Genomic DNA, 25,368 nt, shown 5'->3' with positions numbered 1-25,368 from the left:
TTATATATTGGGTAGATTATTAATGGATAGAAAGGATACCAAATTATAGGGGTTATAAAATATGTAGTTATTGTGAAAAGTTATGTTTTAAATAGTTTATCGCTTGACAATTCATAAGGGTATTCCCTGATTACAAAAAAAAAAGTGAAGGATTCCAATTGGATTCCTTCACAATATCGTCAATATTGTTTCATATACCGTTCAATTTCCCACGGATGGACTGTAATCCGGTAGCTTTCCCATTCCACTTGTTTCGCTTCGCTGAAATTCAAGTAGATATGGCGGCCGAGCGCCTGGCGGACCACTTCGTCTTCCGAAAGGGCAAGAAGAGCGTGATCGAGATCTGTCGGCAAAGTGCCTATTCCATGTTCATCCAGTTCCTCAGGTCTCATCTCATAGATATTCCGGTCGACCGGATCACAAGGTTCGAGTTTGCGCTTAATACCGTCAAGACCAGCTTTTAAAATGACTGCCATTGCTAAATATGGATTCGCTGAAGAGTCGACCGAGCGGACTTCGATGCGGGTGCTCATGCCGCGTGAAGCAGGAATTCGGATCAATGGACTGCGGTTCTGCGCAGACCATGCGACATAGCAAGGCGCTTCATATCCGGGAACAAGCCGCTTGTAAGAATTGACGGTAGGATTAGTGATCGCTGTGAAACCGCGCACGTGGTCAAGCACCCCTGCCATGAATTGATAGGCTGTCGTGCTCAATTTCCGCTTGCCGGTCTCATCGTAAAATACGTTCTCTCCATCTTTGAAAAGGGAAATGTTGCAATGCATGCCTGAACCGCTGACACCGTAAATGGGTTTCGGCATGAAAGTGGCATGTAAGCCATGCTTGCGGGCGATAGTTTTGACAACAAGCTTGAATGTTTGGATGTTATCACAGGCTGTCAGGACATCCGCATATTTGAAGTCGATTTCATGCTGGCCTGGCGCCGCCTCGTGATGGGATGCTTCCACTTCAAAACCGAGCTCTTCCAATTCAAGTACAATATCACGCCGGCAATTTTCCCCGAGATCCATCGGTGCTAGATCGAAGTAGTCACCGTGATCATTCAGTTCCATTGTCGGCTGTCCATTTTCGTCAAGTTTAAACAGGAAAAATTCCGGCTCCGGTCCCAGGTTAAAGTCTGTAAAACCCATCTCCTTCATCTCTTCGATGATTCGTTTCAAATTACCTCGCGGATCGCCAGAAAATGGAGTGCCATCCGCCATGCTGACGTCACAGATGAGCCGAGCAACTTTACCTTTGCCCGACGGCCAAGGAAACACCATCCATGTATCGAGGTCGGGGATCAAGTACATATCCGATTCTTCAATGCGGACAAACCCTTCTATGGAAGAGCCGTCAAACATCATCTTATTATCAAGTGCTTTATCGATCTGGCTAACAGGGATTTCCACATTCTTAATAATCCCGAAAATGTCAGTGAATTGAAGACGGATAAAATTCACATTCTCTTCTTTAACGAATGTGCGGATCTCTTCCTTGGTGAATTTGCTCACGTGTTTACACTCCTTTGAGTTATAATGATTTATCATAATCGCATCATCTGCCATTTTCAAGAAAAATATGTGAGGACAAGAAAAAAGGAAGACGGCTTGCCGTATATAGGCTGCCATCTTCCAGAAGGGATTCAGAGGAAGGGATCATTCCTCCGGCTTGAACGTTTTGCAGTCGGTTTCTTCACTGTCGGCGGCGTGATTGCCATTTTGGCTGACGACATAAATGACGTCGGCATGGCATTTATTCCCGGAGCCCCAGTATGTGCAATTGTTCACTTCGCAAAGGATGCGTTGTTCCACTTCGTCCACCTCCTTCATATAGCTTGGCTTTAAGCGGAAGGATAATGTATGTATAAAAATGACCTCCGCTTGGGAGGTCATTTTCGTGCTTGCAATATTAAATTCCGGGTCGGATGCTTTTAATGCCTTGAATAATTCTGTACCTAGGCAGCAAACTACAGTTCATTCTGTCCCTTCGGCCAGCTGTTTCTGTGCAAGCATGATCATTTCCTTTACCATGTTGCCGCCAATCGGCCCGCCGATCGAACCAGCTTGCTTCGCTGTCAAATCACCGTTATACCCTTCGTGCAAGGGGATACCCAGTTCCTCAGCAATCTCAAATTTCATTTTTTTATTTTCGCTGTATTCCCGTAGTGCTTTAAGGCCCGGATCCATTTGGCCGGCAGGATGCTGTGCACCCGGTACTTGAATTTGTCTGTTGTTTCCCATGCGTAATTTCCCTCCTCTAGAAGGGTAGTCTGTCCAGCTCTAGAGGTTTCACTCGCCAAGATGTGTATACTTCTTTAGTAAATCACTAGGAATGAAAAGGCCCACTTTTCCATATTCATCGGTTTTCAATGTTGCAAAAATGATGCCGATTACGTTTCCGGCTTCATTGAAAACAGGACTCCCGCTATTGCCTTTATATACGGGTGCCTGGATCATCATGACTTCTTCCTTCCAATCACTCAGGAGAATCGGACCGATAATTTCACCTTCATTTGCAATACCTCGGAAACTGAGTGGATTGCCGATGAAGCGAATCTGTGATCCTGCCGAAAGAGCCGGCTGTTCTTCAAATGAGAGATAGGGGATCTGCTTCGCATCGATTTGCAATACAGCCAGGTCGATATCCGGCAAATCGTCCACAATTTGTGCCTCATATCTGCCGTCTTCCGGAAAGACGACCGTGACCGGGGCATCCCCTTCAATGACATGATGATTGGTGACGATCAATCCATCAGGTGAAATGGCGAACCCCGTCCCTTTGCCTTCATCCGTCACTACTGTGACAACCGCCTGTTTCCATAAGGCGATTTCCTCGCTTTTAGAAAGTTTGGCTGAGGTGATCAGAAAATCGATTGCTGGGATGGAGAACACCTGGAACAGGCCGACGAATGTGCTGATCGCAAGTACAAAGGCCATCATCCAAAAGAAGATCCTTGGGAACGGCCGCTTTGGCGGTTCATTTTTTCGAGCAGCAGCCTCACGCAATGCTTCTTCTCGGGCAGCTAGTGCCAATTCATTCATTTCCTCTTCAGTCAGATCCTCAAATAACGGATGGTCTTCCGCTTCTGTATGCTGCCGTTCAGTTTCCATATAATCACTTCCTCCAGGCAAGTACCTGTCTTCATTATACCAGTCTTAAAGAAGAATGCAGGTCACGGGAAGCGGATGAAGGCCATATGTATAGAAGGGAAAGGGGTCGATCATATGATTTTCATAGAGCCATTGCAGATTGATGGCAAACCGTTTACAGCGGTGACAGTCAAGCTGCCTAAGACGACGCTGCTCACGGTGTCGAACGACGTCGGCTATATTATGTGCGGCGCATTAGATGTTGGTTTGCTGAATGATGTGCTGGCTGACCGAAAGATTATCGCAGGCCGAGCGGTCGGAGTCAAGACGATTGAACAGCTTCTCGAAGCTCCTCTTGAATCGGTGACAATGGAAGCGGAAGAGAAGGGTATTTCTGCCGGCATGATCGGCAAGGATGCTTTATTGCTGATGAGCTGACTATACAAAAATGGCGAGGGCAGCACAGGCTGCCATCAGAAATACACAATATTGAAGGGGGAATAACAGAAGCCGTGCGGGTATGCTATGTGCGTACCGCACGGTTTTTCGTAGGATAAAATATACTTTCTTATGATTTCTACACAGAGCTGCTTGCTTTAGGAGCTTGGTCAACGCTTAAGTTAGGCTACAGATGGGTATAAAACGAGTAGGAAGGAGGAATGCGTGAATGCTCATACATATCGGTGTGTTCCTGATGGCGATTTCCTTTGCGATCGTCTCCATCTATCTCGCTAAGCTTCTGCTGAGAACATCGGGTGTGCTCAAGACAGCTGGAAAAAGTGCCACGCAGATGGAAGTCAGGATTGACAAGATGATCGGTGAGGTGGAAGAGACCTTATTTGCTGCCGAACGCACAGTAGATGATATGGAAGTGAAGCTCGATTCGGTGAGCGCTGTTTTTTATGTTGCACGGGATTTGAGCGATACCGGATCCGAACTGACGGATGGTGTCTCTGAACTTGCGGCAGGCTATCAGGATAAAGGCTTGAAAGGTACAAAACCGTTTGTCCGGACTATCCAAGGGGCGGAATTCGTTTTTAATCTCATGGATTCATGGAAACGCGGTACAAAAGAGAGCAAGATCATTCGATAGAAAGAGGGATGCTTATGCTGACAGGGATCGGAGTATTGCTGATCGGAATCGCTTTCGTCATTTTAGCGATATTCATTGCCCGGCTGCTGAATGAATTGGCTTCCGTGCTGAAAGGTGTTGATCGGACAGTCGAGGAGATGCCGAAGCAGATGAACCAATTACTCGGTGAAACTGGCAACCTGATTCATACGAGTACACAGACACTCGCAGATACGAACAAGAAACTGGAAGCTTTAACGCCGTTATTTGAAATTGTCGGCGATATCGGCAGTACAACACGCACCTACTCATCATCTCTGGTCGACTTCGTGGATTCGGCAAAAAAGAAAACGGAACTAGCGGATGAAGAGAAGAAAAACAAGACGATCGGCGGCGTCTATGGAATTACCGCGCTCAGCTATTATGCGGTCCGTAAGCAGAAGGATAAGAAATCAGAGCGATCCTTCCGGCCGCGCAACCTATATGCGCGTGGGGAAGAGACCGCATTTGACATTAACCGGATGAGATCCGAAGCGAAAGAAGCTGCAGCATCTGGCAAGTATATCAAAGATGATGAAAACGTATGAGGAAGCCAAGAGCTCCTCATATGTTTTTTTGTACATAAAGAGACGCATGAGAGAAAGCCTCTCATGCGTCTTTTTCGTTCTGGCTAATTTCTTTTACGGTCTGTTCCAGTTCTTTTCGTTCATTCAGGAAATAGATGAATCCTGCTAGACCTAGCAGCCCTTTGTATCGATTCTCCTCGGTGAACAGCCTCGCTCCTGTTGTCTTGCTTTTCCAGTTCTCCGCCTTGTCGAGAACGGAAGTTGTGAGCTGCCTGGATGCTTCTCCGATATCGCCGACAATACCGAAATATGGATCAATCTCATTGATCTGCTTGTTTACGTTTTGAAGTGCGGCATTCCCCGTATCCAGCAATGCTGCCGTTTTGATGGATACATCATCCACTGTTTTTGGCAGCTTAGAGGTAGTCTTCCTGACATCCTCTATTGTTTCGGTCAGTTTCATCATAGGTTTGATCAAAATTCCTACTAGCACCGCGAAAGCGATGCCGATGACAAGTACTCCAATTCCGAGCCAATCCATAATGCATCACCTCTTCGCTTGATTCGTAGTGTTTGCTTCAGGCATTTCCAGTTGTCTTGAGGGCGGGATGGTTCCAGTCTGCCACGATGATTGCGTCCGCTGGTCCTGGGACTTTCTCCGCTTCCAGACAGAGTAGACACGTGATGCCGTCTCCGTCAAAGCGGTCGCCTTCTCCATCAGATCGACGTATTTCCTAGGAGGGTTAGCAATCTCCTTGGACAGCTCGCCGAATGAATGATTCATCGTCTCGGTGGTCTTTCGCAAATTTGCAGCTGACTGGGTAAGCCCCTCTAGAGATTTGACCTTCTGATTGACATCCTCTGCAATCTCGTTAGTCTTGTTCATCAACCGCTCGGATTCGTCGGTCACTTTGTTGATTTTGGATTCCATCCGTTTAATCGTCTCTGTCATATCGCCCATCATTGTCTTTGCACTTTTCAGCGTCATGATGACAAAAATGGCGATCAAGAGCAGGGACAGCGCCGCAATGGCAGCGCTTACGTATAAAAGGACATTCATTTCCACAACTCCCATCTGGCCAATATGTAGTTGAATCCGGTCCGCTGGAAAGGACACTCCCTTTTATAGTACCACTAACCAATTGAACGTAAACCAAGACGAAAATGCTGCCGGGCTGCCGTTCCTCTCTCAGCCAGAAAGCTGAATGGGCAGCCGCGAGTGCGGAAAATTATAGGACGGGACGACCGTATATTGCATTCTGACCCTTCATATAGTGAAGCACTAGGAAAGGGGGAGCTAACCATGACGGAAATTGTATCCTGGTTGAATGATGTGTTATGGAGCACGCCGGTCATTTATATTTTGCTCGGCGTCGGTTTGGTCTTTTCTGTATTGACCCGCTTTTTGCAAGTCCGCCATATTAAAGAAATGATCCGTCTCATGTTCAAAGGAAAAGGGTCGGATGCGGGGATTTCGTCTTTCCAGGCAATGTCCATCGCATTGTCCGGCCGTGTCGGCACAGGCAATATTGCAGGGGTGGCGACGGCGATCTTCTATGGCGGGCCGGGAGCGGTATTCTGGATGTGGGCCATCGCTTTCATCGGTGCTGCGAGTGCTTACGTCGAGTCGACGCTTGCGCAGATTTACAAAGTGAAGCAAGACGGCCAGTATCGCGGGGGGCCGGCATATTTCATCGAGAAAGGGATCGGCTGGAAGTGGTTTGGCATTGCATTTGCCATTGCCGCACTTATCGCGATGTCGATCTTGATGCCTGGTGTCCAGTCCAACTCGATTGCTGCGGGCATGAACAATGCGTTCTCCATTCCTGAATGGGTAACCGGTGGAATCATTATTCTGCTTCTGGGATTCATCATCCTTGGCGGTGTCAAACGGATTGCGAACACTGCCCAGATCATTGTGCCATTCATGGCGCTCGGCTATATTCTCTTCTCGATTATCATTATTTTGATGAATATCACAGAATTGCCAGCTGTGCTCAGTCTCATTTTTAAGAGCGCATTTGCCATGGATTCCGCGTTCGGCGGCATCATCGGGATGGCGATCAGCTGGGGTGTCAAACGCGGCGTGTTCTCGAACGAGGCAGGGCAGGGTACAGGCGCCCATGCAGCAGCTGCTGCAGAAGTCTCGCATCCGGCAAAACAAGGCCTGGTTCAGGCATTCTCGGTCTATATTGACACGCTGCTCGTCTGTTCTGCAACCGCTTTCATGATTCTCTTTACAGGCGCATACAACACACAGGCGGAAGACGGAACTTTCATCGTGCAAAACCTGCAGGATGTTGAGTATGGTCCTGGTTATACACAGGCAGCGGTAGATACGGTCATGCCAGGATTTGGTGCAGGTTTTGTTGCAATTGCCTTGTTCTTCTTCGCTTTCACGACCATCATGGCTTACTACTATATTGCTGAGACGAATATCGCATACCTGTTCCGTAACCGCAATAGTAAGACCTTCATGTTTGTGCTGAAGCTCATCATCCTCTTGACGACATTCCTGGGAGCCGTTCGTACGGCAGACCTTGCCTGGGCACTCGGTGACGTAGGGCTCGGCATCATGGTATGGCTGAATGTGATTGCGATCGTGATACTTGCAAAACCGGCGCTCATTGCATTGAAAGATTATGAGAGACAGAAAAAACTGGGGCTGGACCCAGTGTTCAGGCCGTCAAAGCTGGGCATTAAGAATGCGGACTTCTGGGAGGAAAGGGAGAGGGAGGAATCGAAGCAAGGGAATTAAAGAGAAGCGCGGAACCGTCGATTCGGGACCGCGCTTTTCTCATGGCCTGAAATAGAGCTCATCTGTCGCAGGGCCGATCCGCTTTTCGCTTAGCAATTCGGAGACAGTGCCGATTTCCAGGCCCTTGTCTTCAAGACCTTGGATGATCGCATCAAGACCTTCTGCGGTCGGCTTTGTAGGATGCATAAGCATCATCGTCCCGTTCTCGCTTTTTGAAACAACACGTTTGACCATCTCTGTTGTGTCCGGCTGCTTCCAGTCAACAGTATCGACGGTCCAAAGAACGGTAAACATGCCAAGCTCCCGGGCGATTGCAATTGTCTTGTCGTTGAAGCTGCCGCTTGGCGGTCCAAACCAAAGCGGCCGGATGCCCAGTGTATTCTCTATGACATCACTTGTGTTTTTCAGTTCATCCCGCGTTTTTTCCGGAGAGGATTTTGCGAGGTCTGGATGAGTGTACGCATGATTTCCAATCTCATGCCCTTTAGCAAAGATCATTCTCGCCAGATCGGGATTTTTCTTTATCCAGCTGCCGTCCAGGAAAAACGTCGCCCGCACGTTCCGCGCTTCAAGAACCTCCAGGATCGGAGGCAGAAATTCGTCTCCCCACGCGACGTTGATCAGGAATGCAGCCATCTCCTTCTCCGGATTCCCTTTATAGATAGGAGAAGGCGGAAGGTCGGCAAGCTTGATGGCAGGAGGCAATTCTCTGAAGACGATAAGTGCTTCGTCAAAACGGTCCTTGTCCTTCATTCGTTCAAAACTTTTATCAATATCAATAGAAATGCCATTATGGCCGGGGATAGCTTTCCAGATAGGATCAATGACTGCATTTACGGGCTCAATCCGGTTCGTCTCTGCATATGACTGTATAATTTTCTTCAATTCACTGTCATCCGTATAGGAAGCAGTCACTTTTTCACCATTCCCATTTTTTTCTTTCATTGATACAGGTAGCGCGAAAAATACAAGGAACGCCAAGAAAGCAATGAATATGGAACGTTTCACAACTGTCACTCCTGCTTTTTTCTTAGCGTTCCCGGCTTTTGAAAAGTTATGCTCCTAGCAAACAAGGTGAATGTCTTCCGCGGGATGGATATTAAAAAAACCCACTGTCGGATGGAACCGAATGCGGGTTGATTGCATATGACTTTTTTATAAACTAATTACATGCTTTTTGCAGGCTTCACAATATTCTGTTCAAGTACTCCGTTCTGTGCTTTGATCCGCTTGATGTCAAATTGGATCAAGATCGAAATGACGAGTGCCACTGCGAATAGGCCTGCGAAGAAAAGGAGGCTGCTTTCATAGCTGCCCGTCGTATCTTTCATCCAGGCAGCGAACATAGGCCCGGCAACGCCGGCTGCCGACCATGCCGTCAAAATATAGCCGTGGATCGCGCCAAGCTGTTTTGTGCCGAAAATGTCTGCAATATAAGCAGGGATGCAAGAAAAACCTCCGCCGTAGCAGGTGTAAATGACCGCTAGCATGATCTGGAACAGAATGGCATGCGTCGTGAATGGCAGTATTGCAAATAATGCAACCTGGATTATGAAAAATGCCATATACGTATTCTGCCTGCCGATATAATCCGATATCGACGCCCAGCCCAGTCTTCCAAAGCCATTGAATAGGCCAAGAACTCCGACTAGCGCTGCGGCCTGGACGGTCGTCATGCCAATGCTTTCGATAGCGAGCGGTTTCGCTGCTGATAGAATGGCAATCCCGCATGTGACGTTGATGAACAGCATTAACCATAAGTAATAGAACCGCTTCGTTTTGACCGCTTCGTTTGCTGTCAGCTGGGCAAGGTCTTTCTTCGGTTCCACTTTGCCCGCTTCAACTTTCGCTTTGAAGCCGGCTGGAGCCCAGCCTTCTTCAGGCTTTTCAAGATAAAGCGAAGAGAGGATCATGACGATGAAATATGAAGCACCTAGTATGAAAAACGTGTTTGCAAGACCGACTGATTTGATGAGCGCTTCCATGATCGGACTGCTGATGGCAGCTGCGAAGCCGAACCCCATTATGGCCAGACCTGTCGCTAGTCCTCTGCGGTCAGGGAACCACTTGACCAACGTGGACACCGGCGTAATATACCCGACACCGAGTCCAATTCCGCCGAGTACCCCATAGAACAAATACAAGAGCGGAAGCGAGGAAGCGCTTACAGCGAACCCGGAACCGATGACGCCTGTTCCGAAACAAATCGCAGCGACAAGCCCCGCTTTCCGCGGGCCGTACTTTTCGACGAAATGGCCGAGGAATGCGGCCGATAAGCCAAGGAAGAGGATGGCGATGCTGAATGTGAGCTGTACTTGGCTCGTAGTCCAGCCGAATTTCTCGATCAGCGGATTTGTGAAGTTGCTCCAGGCATAGACAGAACCGATTGAAATGTGGATCCCTACAGCAGAGGCGGCGATCAACCATCTGTTCTTCGTTTTTCTCCCTTTCATTTGACAAGTCTCCTTTTTATGAATTTGGTGAGAATGAACAGAGAAATTCGATGGCGCATTCTAACAGGAGCTAAAAACTGATTCACTTCTCTGTCACATTTCCGCCATATTAGCACCAAAAAGAGACGCTGTCACTAAGTATTTTAAATTTATTGTATTTTGGGATTCTTACTGATATAGAATAAGCGGGTAAAATATTGGCGGCATCTATGTTGATCGCCATGAAAAAAATTTAGGATTTTATCCTGTTCGGCCAGGAATAGATATTGAACGAGCCTCCGCGGATGAAACCGACCGCCGTAATGCCGAGTTCGTCAGCAAGTTCAACTGCCAGTTCTGTAGGCGCTGATTTTGACAATACAACCTCACAGCCGATTTTCGAGACTTTCAGTAATATCTCAGAAGAAATCCTGCCGCTGAAAACAATGATTTTATCATCTACCGGTATATCATTACGAAGGCAATAGCCGTAGATCTTATCAAGTGCGTTATGCCTGCCGATATCCATCCGTGTAACAATGACGCCACTCTGATCGCATAGTGCAGCGATATGGACGCCGCCGGTTTTACGGAACAGATCGGCTCCCCGATCCATTTTCTCCATCAGGGCAAAACAGTCTTCCGCCCGGAGTTCGACGTTTTGCGTCTCAATTCGTTTAGAGGCGAGGGCATCGCTTGCAAAGACGAAGCCTTGCCGGCTCATCCCGCAGCATGAAGAGATATACCGTTTGTTGTGCAGCTGTTCATAAAAAGGGAACACTTTATCTGTCTCGACATGTACAGAACCGGTCTCCGCGTCGAAACGGATGGATGTCATATCGGCGAAGTTCACTATCACTTTTTCTGCGACGAGGAATCCCGCGACCATATCTTCCACGTATTCCGGAGTGCAGACAATCGTGATGAATTCAGTGCCGTTCAGCCGGACAGTGACTGGAAACTCCACAGCGACCTCATCCGGTTTTTCCTCGAACCTGCCGCCGTCATACCTTACAATCTGCCGCTGATTCATAAGCCGCATCTCATCCCTCCTCAAGGTTACGGTCAAACATGAATACGGATACAGCGATATCATCGTCAATCTTAATATCCGAAAACAAGTGGACAAATGTTGCCCCGATCGCCTCTTCAAGACCATCAGGCGGTGCGATGTCATACACTTCCTGGATCATCCGCGTCCTGGCGGCATGCACCATCTCCTTGCCTTCATGCGTTCCTGCGATGAATTTTTCAGTCGGTGTCAAGTTGCCGTAGAGCGTGGAGACGACCATGTTTTCCACTATAACTGAATGAATTCTTTCGGGGCCTTTGCCAAACAATTCTTTTCTAAGCTTGCGGATAATCGCATTGAATTCGTGGATCTTTTTTGTCATTTTATCACCACTTCTTTCAAAATTATTGAATGTTCACGAAATGGACAAAAGTTTGTTGTAAACGTCTTCATGTTAAGCTATAATCAGTTTACGAGGGTTCTGCTTGCAATGTACGCAGCGGAGCTATCGTCCCATTCATCTTAAATTCGGATTGGTTATTTAGCAAGACCTGCTACTAGACTATTCCACTATGAAACGCATGCGCAGTCATGGACTGGCGTATATTTTTCATAGTGGTTTTTTATTTGCTCGCTATGTGAAATTTATTTACTCAAAGAAAAGGAGAGGGGAACCATGTCAATCCGCATTAACGGAACAGCCTACCCGTTTGCAGCAGGCATGACGATCTTACAAGTGATCAACGAAGCCGGCTTACAACACCCTCAAATATGCTATCTTCCCGAGGTGGATCCGATCGAGACATGCGATACATGCATCGTGGAAGTGGACGGGAAACTGATGAGGGCCTGTTCGACAAAAGCGCTTAACGGTATGGACGTACGTACAGCATCAAGCAGGGCAAAGAAAGCACAGACCGAGGCGATGGACAGAATTCTCGGCAACCATCTGCTCTATTGCACCGTCTGCGACAACAACAACGGCAACTGTAAAATACATAACACAGTCGACATGATGGAAATTGAGCATCAGAAATATCCTTACACGCCAAAATGTCCTGAAACGCCAGTCGATCTGACGAATCCGTTCTACCGGTATGACCCAAACCAATGCATCGCATGCGGCCAATGTGTCGAGGCCTGCCAGAACCTGCAGGTCAACGAAACACTGTCGATCGACTGGGAGCGTGACCGCCCGATTGTCTTATGGGACGGAGGCGCGAAGATAAATGACTCATCCTGCGTCAGTTGCGGCCATTGTGTCACAGTATGCCCCTGCAACGCACTGATGGAAAAATCAATGCTCGGGGAAGCAGGCTTCATGACAGGGATGGATGACAGCATCCTTACTCCGATGATCAATCTCGTGAAAGATGTGGAGCCAGGTTACAGTGGCATCATGGCGGTATCGGATGCAGAAGCGGCAATGCGTGAAACCCGTACGAAAAAGACGAAGACGGTCTGCACGTTTTGCGGGGTCGGATGCTCGTTCGAGGTGTGGACGAAAGACCGAAAGATCCTGAAGATTCAGCCGGTTTCGGACGCCCCGGTCAATGCCATCTCGACTTGCGTAAAAGGGAAGTTCGGATGGGATTTTGTGAATAGCGAAGAGCGGCTTACAAAACCGCTGATCCGCAGAGGGGATGCGTTCGAAGAAGCCACGTGGGGAGAGGCGCTTGATCTTGTCGCGAAGAAGTTAGGCAGTATCCATGCCGAATATGGTGATAACAGTGTCGGGCTCATCTCGTCTTCCAAAATTACGAATGAAGAAAACTATGCGATTCAAAAGCTTGCCAGGCAAGTTTTCCGAACAAATAATGTCGACAATTGCTCCCGGTACTGTCAATCACCCGCGACGGATGGCCTATTCCGGACGGTCGGCATGGGCGGTGATGCCGGAACGATCAAAGATATCGCTAAAGCAGGTCTCGTCATCATTGTCGGGGCGAATCCAGCCGAAGGGCATCCAGTGCTTGCAACCCGTGTGAAGCGGGCACATAAACTGCATGGGCAGAAATTGATAGTCGCAGACTTGCGGAAACATGAGATGGCGGAGCGATCCGATATTTTCATCAGTCCGAAACAAGGCACTGACCAAGTATGGCTGATGGCCGTGGCGAAATACATGATCGATAACGGCTGGCATGACGAGCAGTTCATCCGGGAGAATGTGCTTCATTTTGACGAGCTGAAAGAAGTTCTTCGGACGTACACGATGGATTTTGCGGAGCATGTGACAGGCGTGCCGAAAGAGCAGCTGATCCGAACGGCCGAAATGATCCGTGATGCGGACGGCACTTGCATTTTATGGGGAATGGGCGTCACCCAGAATACAGGAGGATCGGACACGTCAGCTGCCATTTCAAATCTGCTGCTGCTGACAGGCAATTACCGCAGGCCGGGTGCTGGCGCTTATCCGCTGCGCGGACATAATAATGTCCAGGGGGCATGCGACATGGGCACGTTGCCTGGCTGGCTTCCAGGCTACCAGCATGTGACTGACAACGCTGCACGCCAGAAGTTTGAAAGGGCGTACGGAGTTCCGATCGGGGATAAACCGGGGATGGACAATATCCAAATGCTTCACGCAATCGATGCAGGAGACATGCGTGCGATGTATATTGTCGGGGAAGACATGGCACTTGTCGATTCAAATGCCAATCACGTTCATGATGTCCTGTCGAAGCTTGATTTCCTTGTCGTCCAAGACGTATTCTTCTCTAGAACTGCAAGGTACGCTGATGTCATCTTGCCGGCCGTCCCTTCGCTTGAGAAAGAAGGAACATTCACGAACACGGAGCGGAGAGTGCAGCGTCTTTATCAGGCATTGCCTGAACTTGGCGACGCGAAAGCGGACTGGTGGATCATCCAGGAAATCGCGAACCGTCTTGGTGCTGACTGGCAATACTCGCATCCTGGCGATATATTCGAGGAAATGGCGAGCCTGGCTCCTCTTTTTGGGGAAGCGGATTACAAGGCACTCGAAGGCTGGGGCAGCTTCTTCTGGGGCAGCCTGGAAGGGAAAAACACACCACTTCTATACACGGACGGCTTCAATTTCCCGGATAAAAAAGCAAGACTCGCACTTTCCGATTGGGTGGAGCCTGCCAGGTTCCCGGACGACTTCGATCTGCACATTAATAACGGAAGGATGCTCGAGCATTTCCATGAAGGGAATTTGACAAACAAATCGGATGGCATCCAGTCGAAGGTACCGGAGATTTTCGTGGAAGTATCGCCTGAACTTGCGAAGGAACGAGGAGTCGTCAGCGGTTCGACCGTCCGGCTCGTCTCGCCATATGGTGCACTGAGACTGCCTGCGCTAGTGACAGACCGCGTGAAAGGCAATGAACTGTTCCTGCCGATGAACTCAGTCGAAAAGGAATCGGCGATCAACTTCCTTACCGGTCCTGCTGTGGACCAGCGGACAAATACACCTGCCTATAAGCAGACGAAAGTGCGGATGGAAGTCATCAAGAAGGAAGGAAAGAACCCGCTTCCGGCATCAAATCCGCGTAACAAGAAGCGGCATCCTCAAGACGGCGTGGAAGTCCAGCGGAAATGGGCCCGTCCCGGATATGTGCCGCTCACAGATGAAAAAGGGAGAGGGTGAGGATGAATGGCAGCACCGATTACGACTATTCGCAGGCCTGTACTGACAAAAGAACAGCAAGAGGAAGCAAAGCTCGGGGAATTGCGGGCGCTTCTTGCCGAACAGGACGAGTCGCTGAAGAAAATTCTTTCTATTACAGATGAATTGAATGAAGCCGGCATTCTGGATGCCGTGAAAGCAATGGCCGAAGCGAGGGAAAAACTGGCGGGCATTGCGGTTGGCCAGGCATCGCGTGAACCTGTGACGAACATGATCAACAATATCATGAACGCTTCATCTCTATTGACCGCTGTCAACCCGGACATGACCGCCAAAATCTCTTCTAGCGTGCAAAGCGGATTAAATGAGGCCGAATTATATAGAGGGAACGGCGAGAAGGTAGGCATGTTCCAGCTTCTTTCTGCTCTTTCCGATCCGGACATCAATGAAGCAGTGAAATTCACCATGCATTTCCTGAAAGGGATGGGCAAGGAACTGAACCGGGATTAAATGAACAAGCAGCTTGCGATCCGTTCGCAAGCTGCTTTACTTCATTGATCGCCGTCTACATATTTACCATGATCCGGGACAGCGATTGATTGGAAATCTTCATTGAGCAAACGCAAATTTTCCTCAAGCCAGTTGCCGGAAACGGGAACGCCGTGCCCGGTGACCGCCACCATCGGATCAAGCGCCTGCAATATGCCGACAGAGCGTTCCGCTAGTTCCCAGTCAGGTGTCAAATAACGCGGCGGCCCACTGATTTCGCGTTCCTGTGTAATGACGTCAAACAGTTTCTCTTGTTTAACAGTGATGAACGCATCTCCGGCAATCATCGCATGGTCATCCGCGCGGAAAAGGGAGATATGCCCTTCGCTATGACCTGGAGTATGGATCCATTTCCAGTCCGGCATGAAGGGAACCGTATGATCTTGCGGCAATGGATGCGCCCTTGATCCGATATCGACACTTTCCGTAGGGAACATGAAAGACATCTTCGAGAACATGCCGCCCTCTACGGTGGGGTCCGGATTTGGATAATCTTTTTGCCCAGTAATATAGGGCATCTCAAGCGGATGCGCATATACCGGCACGGACTCCCATTCTTCAAGAAAATCTATCAGCCCGCCGATATGATCAAAATGGGCATGCGTAAGAATGATTGCCTGCGGCTTATTTCCGACGCCATACAGCTTCTCGGCCGCTTCTTTGATCATTTCTCCGGATTTCGGCATTCCCGCATCAATCAGCACCCATTCATTGCCGATTCCAGGGGCTCCGTAAAAAATCACATTGACGATCTGTACTGTCAAGCAATGCAGATCAGGCGTCACTTGGATTCCGACACCGCTTCCAACCGATGTGATCGGCTGATATCTTTCTGTTGAAGAACTGCGTTCCAATGCAAAAAACCTCCTTGACTGCCTGTTTGTATAGAAATATACCCCGAATCAGTCTTTTGTAACGTCTGGAACTCCATCCTGCTTCCTGACCGTTTCCTGGTACGAGCGCACCATCGCTTTCCGATAATCTCCAAGCGTATCAAATGGATGTGCGAACTCTTCATAATTTTTCATTCGAAGCTGTTCATGCTTCGGCAGCAGTTGCCGTTTGTCTTTTCTGGACAACTTTTTGTCTTCCATTCATATATCCTCCTTGCATCCAAAATTGCTTCCTTTATATAGAGTGCTCCTCGGAAGGATATTCATACGGCGGATTGGATGACGGAGGGTGAATCGTTTCGATGAAACAGCCTACACTAAAAGCAGGCGGACGATCAAGTTTGGAGGGGGAGAGACATGAAGAAAGCAGTGGCTTGTTGCGTGGCCTTAACGCTCCTCGTATGGATGGGACATTCAGCATTCGCAGATAAGGGCAGAAGATATTACGAGGAAGCGGGCCATGTGCTGTGGGAAATCAACACGGATGAAAAAATCATCGCCATCACATTTGACGACGGTCCCCATAGAAAATATACGCCTCAGCTGCTTGAATTGCTGGCTGCTTATGACGCAAAAGCGACGTTCTTTGTGGTAGGACAAAATGTTGAAAAACATCCCGATGTCATTATGCGCATGTATGAGGATGGCCACGAAGTTGCAATTCATACGTATTCGCATTCTTACCGGACAAACATCCCCGACTTGCTGAAAGAGATTAAGAAGACTAAGGAACTGATCTACAGCATTACTGGTGAGACACCGAAGCTATTTCGGCCAGTGGGCGGCGCTTACACCGAAAAGTCGATTGAAGCGGTTGCGCGAGAAGGGTATAAAGTTGTCCTATGGTCATGGCATCAGGATACAATGGATTGGAAAAATCCTGGAGTCCCCAACATCGTGGATAAAGTGCTGGAAGGCTCGCGGCCCGGCAATGTCGTCCTTTTCCATGACGGCGGCGAACGACGGGAACAGACGGTGCAAGCGATGCAAAAGATCCTTCCGGAATTGACGGAGCAAGGCTACCGGTTCGTGACCATCTCCGAGCTGCTGGCAATCCAGGAGACCATGCAGAAATCAGAAGAGCAGGAGCTGAAAGGGAAGAAATGAAAAAGCATCCACTTTAATGAGGTGGATGCTTTTCGTATTAGATGACGTCCCAGGCAGGAATCGAACCTGCGACCTACGGCTTAGGAGGCCGTCGCTCTATCCCCTGAGCTACTAGGACATAATAAAGGAAGACGACAGAGAAAATTATAATATAGATTTTATTAGAAATCAATATGTATGCTAAACATAAGAAAACTGTCCGACTATGCGCAATCGGACAGTGCAGCTCCTTATTACCGGTCTTCCCGTTTTTCTTTGATCACCGGCTCATTCGAAAACTCATCTTGATAAGCGCTGTTTCTGACAGGCGGCGGGTTCATGCCATTCGGTTCTTCCACCGCATCACTGTCACTGACAAAGCTTGGTACGTCTTTCAGCTGTTCAAGATCTGGATCCAACTCGTTCAAAATATAATCTTCTTGATGGATTGTATCCTCTTCTTCTCGGCGTCGATTGTCTTCTATCGATTTGCCATCGTTTAGAATTCTGGACATTTTGCATTCCTCCTTGTTTTTCTGAAGAATGATAAAACATATGTGTAGTATTCCCTCAAGATGAGAAACATAAACCTGAGGTCTTTTTAGGTTTAGAGGGTTCACAAACGGTAAAAAGAGTGTTATAGTATTAATACTTCACTACAGTAAAGTGATAAAGAAAGAGAGGAAATGAACATGAAAAAGGCTTACACAGCAGCACTGCTACTAATTCTTATAGTAGCACTAGCGGGCTGCGGCTCGAAAAACCCGTCAGCTGACGGTAAAGACGAATTGGTCATCGGAGTAGATGATAAATTCGCGCCGATGGGTTACCGAGATGAAAATAATGAGCTTGTCGGTTTTGATATTGACTATGCACGTGCGGCGGCTGAGGAAATGGGAATGACCGCGAAGTTCCAGCCGATCGACTGGAAGACAAAGGAGACGGAACTGAGCAGCGGCCGTATTGATCTTATATGGAATGGCTATACGATCACCGATGAACGGAAAGGCAAAGTGCTCTTCACAAAACCGTACCTGGAGAATGCCCAGGTTGTGGTGACACTTGCAGATTCCACTATCAAGACGCTTGATGACCTCAAAGGCAAAACGGTCGGCTTGCAGGGGCTCTCTTCAGCGGCTGATGCACTTGAAGCGAACCCGATCCACGAAGATGTGAAATCGGTTGTTGAATTTGCCGATAACGTCCTTGCATTAACAGACTTGAAGACAAAACGTGTGGATGCGGTCATCATCGATGAAGTCGTCATCGATTATTATATGTCGAAAGAAGAAGGGACATTCCAGCTTCTTGATGAGACACTTGCACCTGAACAATATGGAGTGGGGGTCAAAAAAGGGAATGACGAACTGCTTACAAAGCTGCAAACTGCGCTTGATACGTTAAATGGGAATGGAAAAGCAGCAGAAATTTCTTCGAAATGGTTCGGAGAGGACAAGGTTCTAAAATAACAGCAAATCCTGCTGGAACACCGCCTTCCATCTGCTGGAAGGTTCTTTCATTAAAGGAGTGTCTTGCATGACCATCGATTATTTATTATCCATACTGAAACCGATGCTGGAAGGGGCGCAGGCGACAATCCTGCTATTCCTCATTGCAATTATACTTTCAGTTCCGCTTGGCTTCCTGCTGACACTCGCTGTCCGCAGTTCCTTTAAACCGATCGCCTGGCTGGCAAATGGCTATATTTATATCATGCGCGGAACCCCGCTGCTTTTGCAGCTCTTATTTATCGTATTCGGCCTTCCGCTGATCCCTGGCATCGGCGAATATTTGGTACTCGACCGCTTTGTCGCTGCGAGCATCGGTTTCATTTTAAACTACGCCGCATATTTTGCCGAGATTTTCCGAGGCGGCTTGCTGGCGATCGACAAAGGACAATACGAGGCGGCTCAGGTGCTTGGCCTGTCAAAATCACAGACAACCGTGAAGATTATCCTCCCACAGATGTTCCGGATAGCGCTTCCCGCGGTAGCGAATGAATCGGTCACTCTCGTCAAGGATACGGCTCTTTTATACGCCGTAGCAGTTCCGGAACTCCTTCACTTCGCGCAGACAGCAGTGAATCGGGACTTCACCATTGTGCCATACCTACTTGCCGGTATCATCTACTTAGCAATCACACTTGCCTTGACGGCATTCTTCAAATGGCTTGAGAGACGACTGCGGTTTGATTGAAAGAAAGGGGCATTCCAATGAATTTCATTGAAGTAAAGGAATTGAAGAAATCGTTTGGATCACTGGATGTTTTGAAACGTATCTCTTTTGAGGTGGAACGGAACGAAGTCATCGCGGTGATCGGTCCATCCGGTTCGGGGAAAAGTACGATGCTCCGAAGCCTGGTCCGGCTGGAGGAAGCTGACGGAGGAACGATCACTGTAGATGGAAAGGATATTGTCCATGACGGGAAGTATGCAGAACCAAAGGAAATGAAACAGGCTTTGTCGAAAATGGGGATGGTATTCCAGCATTTTAACCTGTTTCCGCATCTTACGGTGACCGAGAATGTAGAACTTGCACCGCTTCTCCAGAAAAAGATGTCTCGGGGCAAATGCCGCGAGATGAGCCGGGAGTTTTTGCGAAAGGTCGGGCTTTCAGACAAAGCTGATGTCCATCCGGCTAAACTGTCTGGAGGACAGAAGCAGCGTGTTGCCATTGCCAGGGCTTTAATGATGGAACCCGAACTGCTGCTGTTCGATGAACCGACATCAGCACTCGATCCGGAACTCACGGGCGAAGTCCTTGCAGTGATGAAAGATCTAGCGAAAGAACATATGACTATGATTGTCGTCACTCATGAGATGAGTTTTGCAGAAGAGGTGGCAGATCGGGTTCTTTTCATGGATGGCGGCGAGATTGTCGAAACAGGCACGCCCCGCCAGCTTTTTGGCAATCCCCAGATGGAACGGACGAAAGCATTCCTTGCAAGGTCTTCCCGGAAAGCTTCTATATAATAACGGATAAGATCATAGGCGAAAAAAATGAATGACTTTCCCTTCCTTCTATATTATGATGTTGCTACAACAAATTAGAGCAGGGGGTTGATTCAATGAAACTTCGTGTTTCCGCCGTGCAGTATCACTTGCATTCCATCCGTTCCTTTGAGGAATTCGCGCTCCAGTGCGAACATTATATCCGCAATGCGCAGGAATATGAATCAGAATTCGTCCTGTTTCCAGAGTTTTTCACAACGCAATTGCTTTCTATCGGAGACGAAGGCGGGAGGGCGCTTACAATTGACGCGCTGCCTGGCTTCACTGATCAGTATGTATCACTGTTCCGAAGACTTGCGACCGAGTATAGCATGCATATAATTGGCGGCACTCATGTCATCCAGCGTGAGGGGCGCCTTTATAATGTCGCGCATCTCTTTTACCCCGATGGTTCAGTGGGAGAGCAGGCGAAGCTCCATATCACCCCGTTTGAGATAGAAGGATGGAATATGGCGGCGGGAAATGCACTGAATGTGTTCGATACCGAAAAAGGCAGGATCGCCATTCTGACATGTTATGATATCGAATTCCCGGAGATTGTCCGGATGATAAAAGCGGCTGGGGCTGATGTCATCTTCTGTCCTTCATGCACAGATGACCGGCACGGATTCCATCGGGTCCGCTATTCGAGCCATGCCCGGGCGATTGAAAACCAAGTGTATGTCGTGCTGACCGGGACGGTCGGTTCGCTGCCGACGGTCGATCTGATGCGTGCGAATTTTGGTCAGGCAGCGATCATTACCCCGAACGATATCCCGTTTCCGCCAAAAGGGCTCGCCGCGGAAGGTGAGCTGAACAATGATATGCTTGTAACCGCTGACCTTGATCTATCCCTCCTGCACGCTGTCCGGCAAAAGGGGTCCGTGACGACATGGCGCGACAGAAGAACGGATTTGTATACCGATTTTGGAGCACCATCGAAATGGAGTACAGGCAATGACGTACCGCAATGATTTTTTTGCCCCTCTAGACGGCAGCTTCATCCCGGTCACCATCCGGAATTATACCGCAATCGACATTGATGCGATGATCCGTCTGCAAGCTGCTTGTTTTCCGCCGCCATTTCCCGAGGACCTATGGTGGAACCGTGAGCAGCTGGAAAGTCATGTTTCCGTTTTTCCGGATGGCTCTCTTTGCGCTGAGCATGAGGGACGGATTATCGGTTCCATTACCGGATTGCTTGTTGATTCGGCGGAAATTGGCGAGGCGCATAAATGGGAAGAGGTCACCGATCAAGGCTATATTAGGAGGACCCATAAGCCTCAAGGGGATACTTTATATATCGTCGATATCTGCATCGACCCGGCATACCGAAAAGCGGGCATCGGCAAAGAGTTGATGCATGCGATGTATCATCTTGTCGTCCAAAAGAGGCTCGTGAAGCTGATCGGAGGAGGGCGGATGCCCGGCTATCACCAGCATGCCGGCGAAATGCAGGCGGATGAGTATGTGAGACAGGTGCTTGCAGGTAAACTGAAAGATCCAGTCATTACATTCCTTCTAAGATGTGGACGGTCGCCCGTAGGATTGTTAAAGGACTACCTGGAAGACGAGGAATCACATAACTATGCTGTTTTGATGGAATGGCGCAATCCATTCCTTCAGTAACTAGAAAAGGGGATTTGAAGAATGGACTATGTGCGCATCACTTCGATAGAAGATCCATTGTTTGCGAGATTGCATAAGCTGCTGGGTGACATTTTTCCTCCTGAGGAAGTTCTGGAGTTCAGCCTGTGGGAAGGACCTCTTGCAGATCCGGGCATCCGTGTGTTCGCAGCAGTTGTAGAAGGAGAGGTGGTCGGCGCGACTGAGTACCGCTATTATCCGGACTGGAACATCGCAATGACGGACTTCACCATCATAGGAAAGTCAGGGCATGGCATCGGAAGGTTCCTGGCGAAGAAACGGGAAGAAGATTTGAACCGCCTCGCTGCAGGTTATGGAAAAGAGCTATTTGGCATGTTTGCTGAGATTTATGATCCATATGAACGGGAGGATTTTGAATTTGGCGGTGTGATGGCGATGAATCCTTACGTACGCAGGGAAGTCCTTTCCCATCTCGGCTACAGGCGCCTTGATTTTCCGTATGTGCATCCTTCTTGGAAAAATGATGGAGAAGCGGTTGAGGGGCTGGATTTCTGTTTTATGCCGACGGATGACTCTGTCATGGAGATTCAGGCATCCATCATCATTGATTTTCTCCGTGAGTATTATAGTGTCCTTCCGAATAAACCAGTGCGCTGGATCGAAATGGTAGAAGGACTAGCGGAAAAGGGGTCGATCCGGCTCTTGCCGTTATAAACGTCTGAAAAGGGCTGGACTTGTTCCAGCTCTATTACGTTACTCGAAAGATGCAGTGAAGCTGCTGCTGAATTACGACATCCTTGTGAAAATTCACCAACCCCCCTAGATGCTGTGATACACTGTATAAATGAAGTAACCAGAGAGGGGTATACATATGCAGCGTCAGCCGGAAACCGGAATCGGTTCGTTCAAAAAGAAAAATTACAGACCTGCCATCATCATTATTTCTATTGTGTTGATCGGGGCAGTAGGAGTATTGTCCGGGTTGCCAGGTGTAGAAGGATTTGATGCATTCGACGTGACAATCCTGCCGCTTCTGAATGCGATTTTCAATACATTCACTTTCCTGTTTTTAGTTGCGGCACTGATTGCAATTAAAAAACGGAATATCATTGTACATAGACGCTTCATCTATGCGGCGCTTGTGACGACTACGTTGTTTCTAGTGACGTATGTGTCATTCCATTATTTATCGCCATCCACTTCCTTTGGCGGAGGCTCCGTTTTGGCCGGCATCTATTATTTTGTGCTGATCACTCATATTATACTGGCGGCAGCCATTGTCCCGCTTGTTCTAACGACTGTTGCAAGAGCGTGGAATATGGAAAACGACCGTCACCGCAAAATTGCGAGATGGACAATGCCGTTATGGCTGTATGTCAGTTTCACCGGCGTACTAGTCTATATCCTTATTTCCCCATACTATTGAAAAAGGGGCTGTCCAGAAAGTCAGTAAAAACTGAGTTTCTGTGACAGCCCTTTTCTTGTTGAATCAAAAGCCGTTCTGTGTTTTGCGGATTTCTCCTGCTTGGCCTCCAGAAGGCCAGCAAGGAGTTCGGCATTGTGGCGAAGGCCCATAACTTCATGAAAGTGGCTGGCTGCCGCCAACCGCTTTTAGGGGATACGGATAGGAAATCAAAAACAGGCGGAGAAAAACAATGCGATTTTCTCCATCTGTTTTATTTTAGGGACTAATTGGACAGGCCCTTTTAATTAAACAAGCGGGCGGTCTGGATAGTCTGCCTGACGGTCAAAGTCCGTATATTCACCATCAACGAGGACGAGGATTTTACCTTCGTTGAAATACTCGTTGTATCTCTGCGCCTCATCTTCCGGAATGCCCATGCCGATCAGTGCACCGGCGAGTCCGCCTACGCCAGCTCCTGCCGCTGCCCCGGTGATGCCTGCGACAATCGGTCCGGCAGCGATGATTGGACCTACGCCAGGGATTGCTAGTGCGCCGATACCCGCAAGTACGCCTCCGAGTCCGCCGAGCACGCCGCCTGTTGCTGCACCAGTCGCTGCACCGTCGGCAGCGTGTGTGCCCGTCTCTTCATGTATGTTGTCGACGTGATCACGGTCTTTACTAATAACCGAGATGTCATTTGAGCTGTATCCCTGCGCTTTCAGATCCTCGATTGCAGTAACTGCTTCCGCTTCCGTATCATAATATCCTACTACTCGTCTAGTCACCATAATGAATTCCTCCTTGACAAATAATTTATTTTCGATTCTGGTGTTAAAATACCCCTGCCTATGAATCTGAAACATTACAACATAATGACATCTCATTCAAATATACGGAAAGGTTTCGTATGTGAATTTGGCAGCCGGCTGCCTGAGACAACATACATAGGGGAACCATGGTATACTGGAGAACGGAATTTTACTGAATCAGAGGTGGTATGATGAAACAACTAGTTGGCGGTGTCCAATGGGCTATATTTCTAATTGCTTCCTCGATTGCGGCGCCGATCGCCATCGGGCATGTATTCGGCATGGACCCGGGCGAGACAGCGCTTTTCATTCAGCGGACGATGTTTGTTCTCGGGATAGCCTGCATCCTTCAGGCGTTCATCGGCCACCGGATGCCAATCAATGAGGGGCCAGCAGGATTGTGGTGGGGCATTTTCGTCGTATATGCCGGAATGGCAGGTACATTATATGCGACGAAAGCGGATGCGCTCAGTGCCCTGCAGAGCGGCTTGCTGTACAGCGGAGGACTGTTCATACTCTTTGCAGCTACTGGACTGGTCGGGAAGATGAAGGCGCTCTTCACGCCGGCTATCACATTTACGTACTTAATGCTGCTGATCCTGCAATTGAGCGGTACTTTCATAAACGGGATGTTCGGTATTGGCGGAGAAGGGGAGCCCATCGATCTGGCGGTGACCTTTTTGAGTCTCTTTATCGTCATCCTGATGTTCATCATGATGAACCACAAGACGGCGTGGATTTCCCGCTATTCTGTGTTGCTGGCAATCCTTTCAGGCTGGCTGTTATTCTTTTTTACAGGGAAAGCGCAAAGTCCTGTGCGCGAGGGGGATAGCTGGTTCGCTTTACCGCAAATACTTGTCTACGGCAGGCCGGTATGGGATCCGGGGATGCTAGTCACCGCCTTTTTCATCACCTTATTGCTGATTGCGAACATGATGGCTTCCATCCGTGTGATGGAAAGTCTATTAAAAAAGTCCTTTGGCATGGAAGTACAGGATCGCCTGCGGCAAGGGTCCTTCGTCTCCGGCTTCAACCACCTTCTGGCTGGGCTCTTTTCGGCGATTGGTCCTGTGCCGATTTCGGGTGCTGCAGGATTCGTAGGCACAACGCGCATGGCTGCGCTGCGGCCATTTATCATTGGCAGCGGACTCATTGTCATCATGACCCTATTCCCGCCAATCATGTCGCTGTTTGCAGCTCTTCCTGCCCCGGTCGCCTATGCGGTGACATTCGCCATCTTTTCGAAAATGGTGGAGATGGCATTTCATGAGCTTTCAGCCGATGAAGATCAGCAACAGGCCTACAAGGTCGCGGCAATTGGTTTGATGGTCGGTGTCGGTCTCATGTTCGTCCCCGCTGCAAGTCTTGCTTCGCTGCCAAGCCTGGTTGCGTCCATTCTGTCAAATGGGCTGATCTCAGGCACGATCATTGCCATTTGCATTGAACAGTTTTTGCACTGGCGGAAACGCCGGGCCGGCATTCCGCACGCATAAGAGAACCCCTG

29 protein-coding genes and 1 tRNA gene are annotated in these 25,368 nt (G+C 48.7%); 15 read left to right on the top strand and 15 right to left on the bottom strand.

Annotated features, from left to right (window positions below; genetic code table 11):
• Nucleotides 1–179 precede the first annotated feature (179 nt).
• The 4 genes from glnA to ACZ5FK_RS02615 all read right to left on the bottom strand — a co-directional run bounded on the left by glnA (nucleotide 180) and on the right by ACZ5FK_RS02615 (nucleotide 3,113).
• The gene (gene glnA, locus ACZ5FK_RS02630; RefSeq protein ID WP_464806363.1) at nucleotides 180–1,514 is read right to left on the bottom strand and encodes a type I glutamate--ammonia ligase; all 1,335 of its coding nucleotides are present in this window, start codon (nucleotides 1,512–1,514) and stop codon (nucleotides 180–182) included.
• Nucleotides 1,515–1,658: 144 nt separating this feature from the next.
• Entirely contained in the window at nucleotides 1,659–1,814 is a 156-nt protein-coding gene (locus tag ACZ5FK_RS02625) for a DUF1540 domain-containing protein (RefSeq protein ID WP_464806362.1), read from the bottom strand.
• A gap of 162 nt (nucleotides 1,815–1,976) precedes the next feature.
• Nucleotides 1,977–2,189, bottom strand: coding sequence for an alpha/beta-type small acid-soluble spore protein (locus tag ACZ5FK_RS02620; protein WP_464807344.1), 213 nt, complete (start codon nucleotides 2,187–2,189; stop codon nucleotides 1,977–1,979).
• A 102-nt stretch (nucleotides 2,190–2,291) separates the two neighbouring features.
• A complete protein-coding gene (locus tag ACZ5FK_RS02615) occupies nucleotides 2,292–3,113 on the bottom strand; it encodes a S1C family serine protease (protein ID WP_464806361.1) in 822 nt (273 codons plus the stop codon).
• 114 nt (nucleotides 3,114–3,227) lie between these two features.
• On the opposite strand from ACZ5FK_RS02615, the gene ACZ5FK_RS02610 reads away from it, so the two are divergent.
• The 3 genes from ACZ5FK_RS02610 (at nucleotide 3,228) to ACZ5FK_RS02600 (ending at nucleotide 4,751) form a co-directional block, all read left to right on the top strand.
• Nucleotides 3,228–3,530, top strand: coding sequence for a YunC family protein (locus ACZ5FK_RS02610; RefSeq protein ID WP_464806360.1), 303 nt, complete (start codon nucleotides 3,228–3,230; stop codon nucleotides 3,528–3,530).
• Between the two features lie 229 nt (nucleotides 3,531–3,759).
• Nucleotides 3,760–4,185, top strand: coding sequence for a DUF948 domain-containing protein (locus tag ACZ5FK_RS02605; RefSeq protein WP_464806359.1), 426 nt, complete (start codon nucleotides 3,760–3,762; stop codon nucleotides 4,183–4,185).
• Between the two features lie 14 nt (nucleotides 4,186–4,199).
• The gene (locus tag ACZ5FK_RS02600; protein WP_464806358.1) at nucleotides 4,200–4,751 is read left to right on the top strand and encodes a DUF948 domain-containing protein; all 552 of its coding nucleotides are present in this window, start codon (nucleotides 4,200–4,202) and stop codon (nucleotides 4,749–4,751) included.
• Between the two features lie 61 nt (nucleotides 4,752–4,812).
• Here the strand turns inward: ACZ5FK_RS02600 and ACZ5FK_RS02595 are convergent, their stop codons facing one another.
• Together ACZ5FK_RS02595 and ACZ5FK_RS02590 are read right to left on the bottom strand one after the other, a co-directional pair.
• Nucleotides 4,813–5,271 carry a DUF948 domain-containing protein gene (locus ACZ5FK_RS02595; RefSeq protein WP_464806357.1) on the bottom strand — a complete coding sequence of 153 codons (459 nt, stop codon included), beginning with the start codon at nucleotides 5,269–5,271 and terminating at the stop codon, nucleotides 4,813–4,815.
• A 6-nt stretch (nucleotides 5,272–5,277) separates the two neighbouring features.
• A complete protein-coding gene (locus ACZ5FK_RS02590) occupies nucleotides 5,278–5,790 on the bottom strand; it encodes a DUF948 domain-containing protein (protein WP_464806356.1) in 513 nt (170 codons plus the stop codon).
• 243 nt (nucleotides 5,791–6,033) lie between these two features.
• Here ACZ5FK_RS02590 and ACZ5FK_RS02585 point away from each other — a divergent pair, with 243 nt between their 5' ends.
• On the top strand, nucleotides 6,034–7,488 hold the full coding sequence (locus tag ACZ5FK_RS02585; RefSeq protein ID WP_464806355.1) for an alanine/glycine:cation symporter family protein: 1,455 nt from the start codon (nucleotides 6,034–6,036) through the stop codon (nucleotides 7,486–7,488).
• 39 nt (nucleotides 7,489–7,527) lie between these two features.
• On the opposite strand, the gene ACZ5FK_RS02580 is transcribed toward ACZ5FK_RS02585, so the two are convergent.
• From ACZ5FK_RS02580 to ACZ5FK_RS02565, 4 genes are all read right to left on the bottom strand, one after another.
• Nucleotides 7,528–8,496, bottom strand: a complete 969-nt coding sequence (locus tag ACZ5FK_RS02580; RefSeq protein WP_464806354.1) for a polysaccharide deacetylase family protein — start codon at nucleotides 8,494–8,496, stop codon at nucleotides 7,528–7,530.
• A gap of 158 nt (nucleotides 8,497–8,654) precedes the next feature.
• Nucleotides 8,655–9,941: an L-lactate MFS transporter gene (locus ACZ5FK_RS02575; protein ID WP_464806353.1), complete on the bottom strand. Its 1,287-nt coding sequence runs from the start codon at nucleotides 9,939–9,941 to the stop codon at nucleotides 8,655–8,657.
• A 232-nt stretch (nucleotides 9,942–10,173) separates the two neighbouring features.
• On the bottom strand, nucleotides 10,174–10,962 hold the full coding sequence (fdhD, locus tag ACZ5FK_RS02570) for a formate dehydrogenase accessory sulfurtransferase FdhD (protein ID WP_464806352.1): 789 nt from the start codon (nucleotides 10,960–10,962) through the stop codon (nucleotides 10,174–10,176).
• Nucleotide 10,963: 1 nt separating this feature from the next.
• Nucleotides 10,964–11,314 (bottom strand): Na-translocating system protein MpsC family protein, encoded by a 351-nt coding sequence (locus ACZ5FK_RS02565; RefSeq protein WP_464806351.1) that lies wholly within the window; start codon nucleotides 11,312–11,314, stop codon nucleotides 10,964–10,966.
• Nucleotides 11,315–11,608: 294 nt separating this feature from the next.
• Between ACZ5FK_RS02565 and fdhF the strand changes: the two genes are divergently transcribed.
• Both fdhF and ACZ5FK_RS02555 read left to right on the top strand, forming a co-directional pair.
• Complete coding sequence (gene fdhF, locus ACZ5FK_RS02560) at nucleotides 11,609–14,545, top strand: formate dehydrogenase subunit alpha (protein ID WP_464806350.1); 2,937 nt, start codon at nucleotides 11,609–11,611, stop codon at nucleotides 14,543–14,545.
• 6 nt (nucleotides 14,546–14,551) lie between these two features.
• The gene (locus ACZ5FK_RS02555) at nucleotides 14,552–15,034 is read left to right on the top strand and encodes a helical membrane plugin domain-containing protein (RefSeq protein WP_464806349.1); all 483 of its coding nucleotides are present in this window, start codon (nucleotides 14,552–14,554) and stop codon (nucleotides 15,032–15,034) included.
• A gap of 41 nt (nucleotides 15,035–15,075) precedes the next feature.
• Here ACZ5FK_RS02555 and ACZ5FK_RS02550 read toward each other — a convergent pair whose 3' ends face one another.
• Both ACZ5FK_RS02550 and ACZ5FK_RS02545 read right to left on the bottom strand, forming a co-directional pair.
• Entirely contained in the window at nucleotides 15,076–15,927 is an 852-nt protein-coding gene (locus ACZ5FK_RS02550) for an MBL fold metallo-hydrolase (RefSeq protein ID WP_464806348.1), read from the bottom strand.
• Nucleotides 15,928–15,975: 48 nt separating this feature from the next.
• Nucleotides 15,976–16,167 (bottom strand): hypothetical protein, encoded by a 192-nt coding sequence (locus ACZ5FK_RS02545; protein WP_464806347.1) that lies wholly within the window; start codon nucleotides 16,165–16,167, stop codon nucleotides 15,976–15,978.
• A gap of 156 nt (nucleotides 16,168–16,323) precedes the next feature.
• Between ACZ5FK_RS02545 and ACZ5FK_RS02540 the strand changes: the two genes are divergently transcribed.
• Nucleotides 16,324–17,073: a polysaccharide deacetylase family protein gene (locus tag ACZ5FK_RS02540; protein WP_464806346.1), complete on the top strand. Its 750-nt coding sequence runs from the start codon at nucleotides 16,324–16,326 to the stop codon at nucleotides 17,071–17,073.
• A 45-nt stretch (nucleotides 17,074–17,118) separates the two neighbouring features.
• Here the strand turns inward: ACZ5FK_RS02540 and ACZ5FK_RS02535 are convergent.
• Both ACZ5FK_RS02535 and ACZ5FK_RS02530 read right to left on the bottom strand, forming a co-directional pair.
• Nucleotides 17,119–17,191 (bottom strand) — tRNA-Arg (locus ACZ5FK_RS02535).
• Between the two features lie 115 nt (nucleotides 17,192–17,306).
• A complete protein-coding gene (locus tag ACZ5FK_RS02530) occupies nucleotides 17,307–17,567 on the bottom strand; it encodes a hypothetical protein (RefSeq protein ID WP_464806345.1) in 261 nt (86 codons plus the stop codon).
• Nucleotides 17,568–17,744: 177 nt separating this feature from the next.
• Here ACZ5FK_RS02530 and ACZ5FK_RS02525 point away from each other — a divergent pair, with 177 nt between their 5' ends.
• From ACZ5FK_RS02525 to ACZ5FK_RS02495, 7 genes are all read left to right on the top strand, one after another.
• Entirely contained in the window at nucleotides 17,745–18,521 is a 777-nt protein-coding gene (locus ACZ5FK_RS02525; RefSeq protein ID WP_464806344.1) for an amino acid ABC transporter substrate-binding protein, read from the top strand.
• Between the two features lie 67 nt (nucleotides 18,522–18,588).
• Nucleotides 18,589–19,248, top strand: a complete 660-nt coding sequence (locus ACZ5FK_RS02520; RefSeq protein ID WP_464806343.1) for an amino acid ABC transporter permease — start codon at nucleotides 18,589–18,591, stop codon at nucleotides 19,246–19,248.
• Between the two features lie 17 nt (nucleotides 19,249–19,265).
• Nucleotides 19,266–20,024, top strand: coding sequence for an amino acid ABC transporter ATP-binding protein (locus tag ACZ5FK_RS02515; RefSeq protein ID WP_464806342.1), 759 nt, complete (start codon nucleotides 19,266–19,268; stop codon nucleotides 20,022–20,024).
• Nucleotides 20,025–20,119: 95 nt separating this feature from the next.
• The gene (locus ACZ5FK_RS02510) at nucleotides 20,120–21,016 is read left to right on the top strand and encodes a carbon-nitrogen hydrolase family protein (protein WP_464806341.1); all 897 of its coding nucleotides are present in this window, start codon (nucleotides 20,120–20,122) and stop codon (nucleotides 21,014–21,016) included.
• On the top strand, nucleotides 21,000–21,671 hold the full coding sequence (locus tag ACZ5FK_RS02505; RefSeq protein ID WP_464806340.1) for a GNAT family N-acetyltransferase: 672 nt from the start codon (nucleotides 21,000–21,002) through the stop codon (nucleotides 21,669–21,671). Before ACZ5FK_RS02510 ends, ACZ5FK_RS02505 begins: the two co-directional genes overlap by 17 nt.
• A gap of 21 nt (nucleotides 21,672–21,692) precedes the next feature.
• Nucleotides 21,693–22,364, top strand: coding sequence for a GNAT family N-acetyltransferase (locus ACZ5FK_RS02500; protein WP_464806339.1), 672 nt, complete (start codon nucleotides 21,693–21,695; stop codon nucleotides 22,362–22,364).
• 157 nt (nucleotides 22,365–22,521) lie between these two features.
• Entirely contained in the window at nucleotides 22,522–23,076 is a 555-nt protein-coding gene (locus ACZ5FK_RS02495) for a DUF420 domain-containing protein (RefSeq protein ID WP_464806338.1), read from the top strand.
• A gap of 284 nt (nucleotides 23,077–23,360) precedes the next feature.
• On the opposite strand, the gene ACZ5FK_RS02490 is transcribed toward ACZ5FK_RS02495, so the two are convergent.
• Complete coding sequence (locus tag ACZ5FK_RS02490) at nucleotides 23,361–23,843, bottom strand: general stress protein (RefSeq protein ID WP_464806337.1); 483 nt, start codon at nucleotides 23,841–23,843, stop codon at nucleotides 23,361–23,363.
• A gap of 212 nt (nucleotides 23,844–24,055) precedes the next feature.
• On the opposite strand from ACZ5FK_RS02490, the gene ACZ5FK_RS02485 reads away from it, so the two are divergent.
• Nucleotides 24,056–25,357 (top strand): purine/pyrimidine permease, encoded by a 1,302-nt coding sequence (locus tag ACZ5FK_RS02485; protein WP_464806336.1) that lies wholly within the window; start codon nucleotides 24,056–24,058, stop codon nucleotides 25,355–25,357.
• The last annotated feature ends 11 nt before the right edge of the window (nucleotides 25,358–25,368 follow it).

It is taken from the genome of Sporosarcina sp. GTC18466, assembly GCF_055389225.1.
Note: the sequence above shows the minus strand (reverse complement) of the source record. Positions and strands in the feature narration are given on the sequence as shown.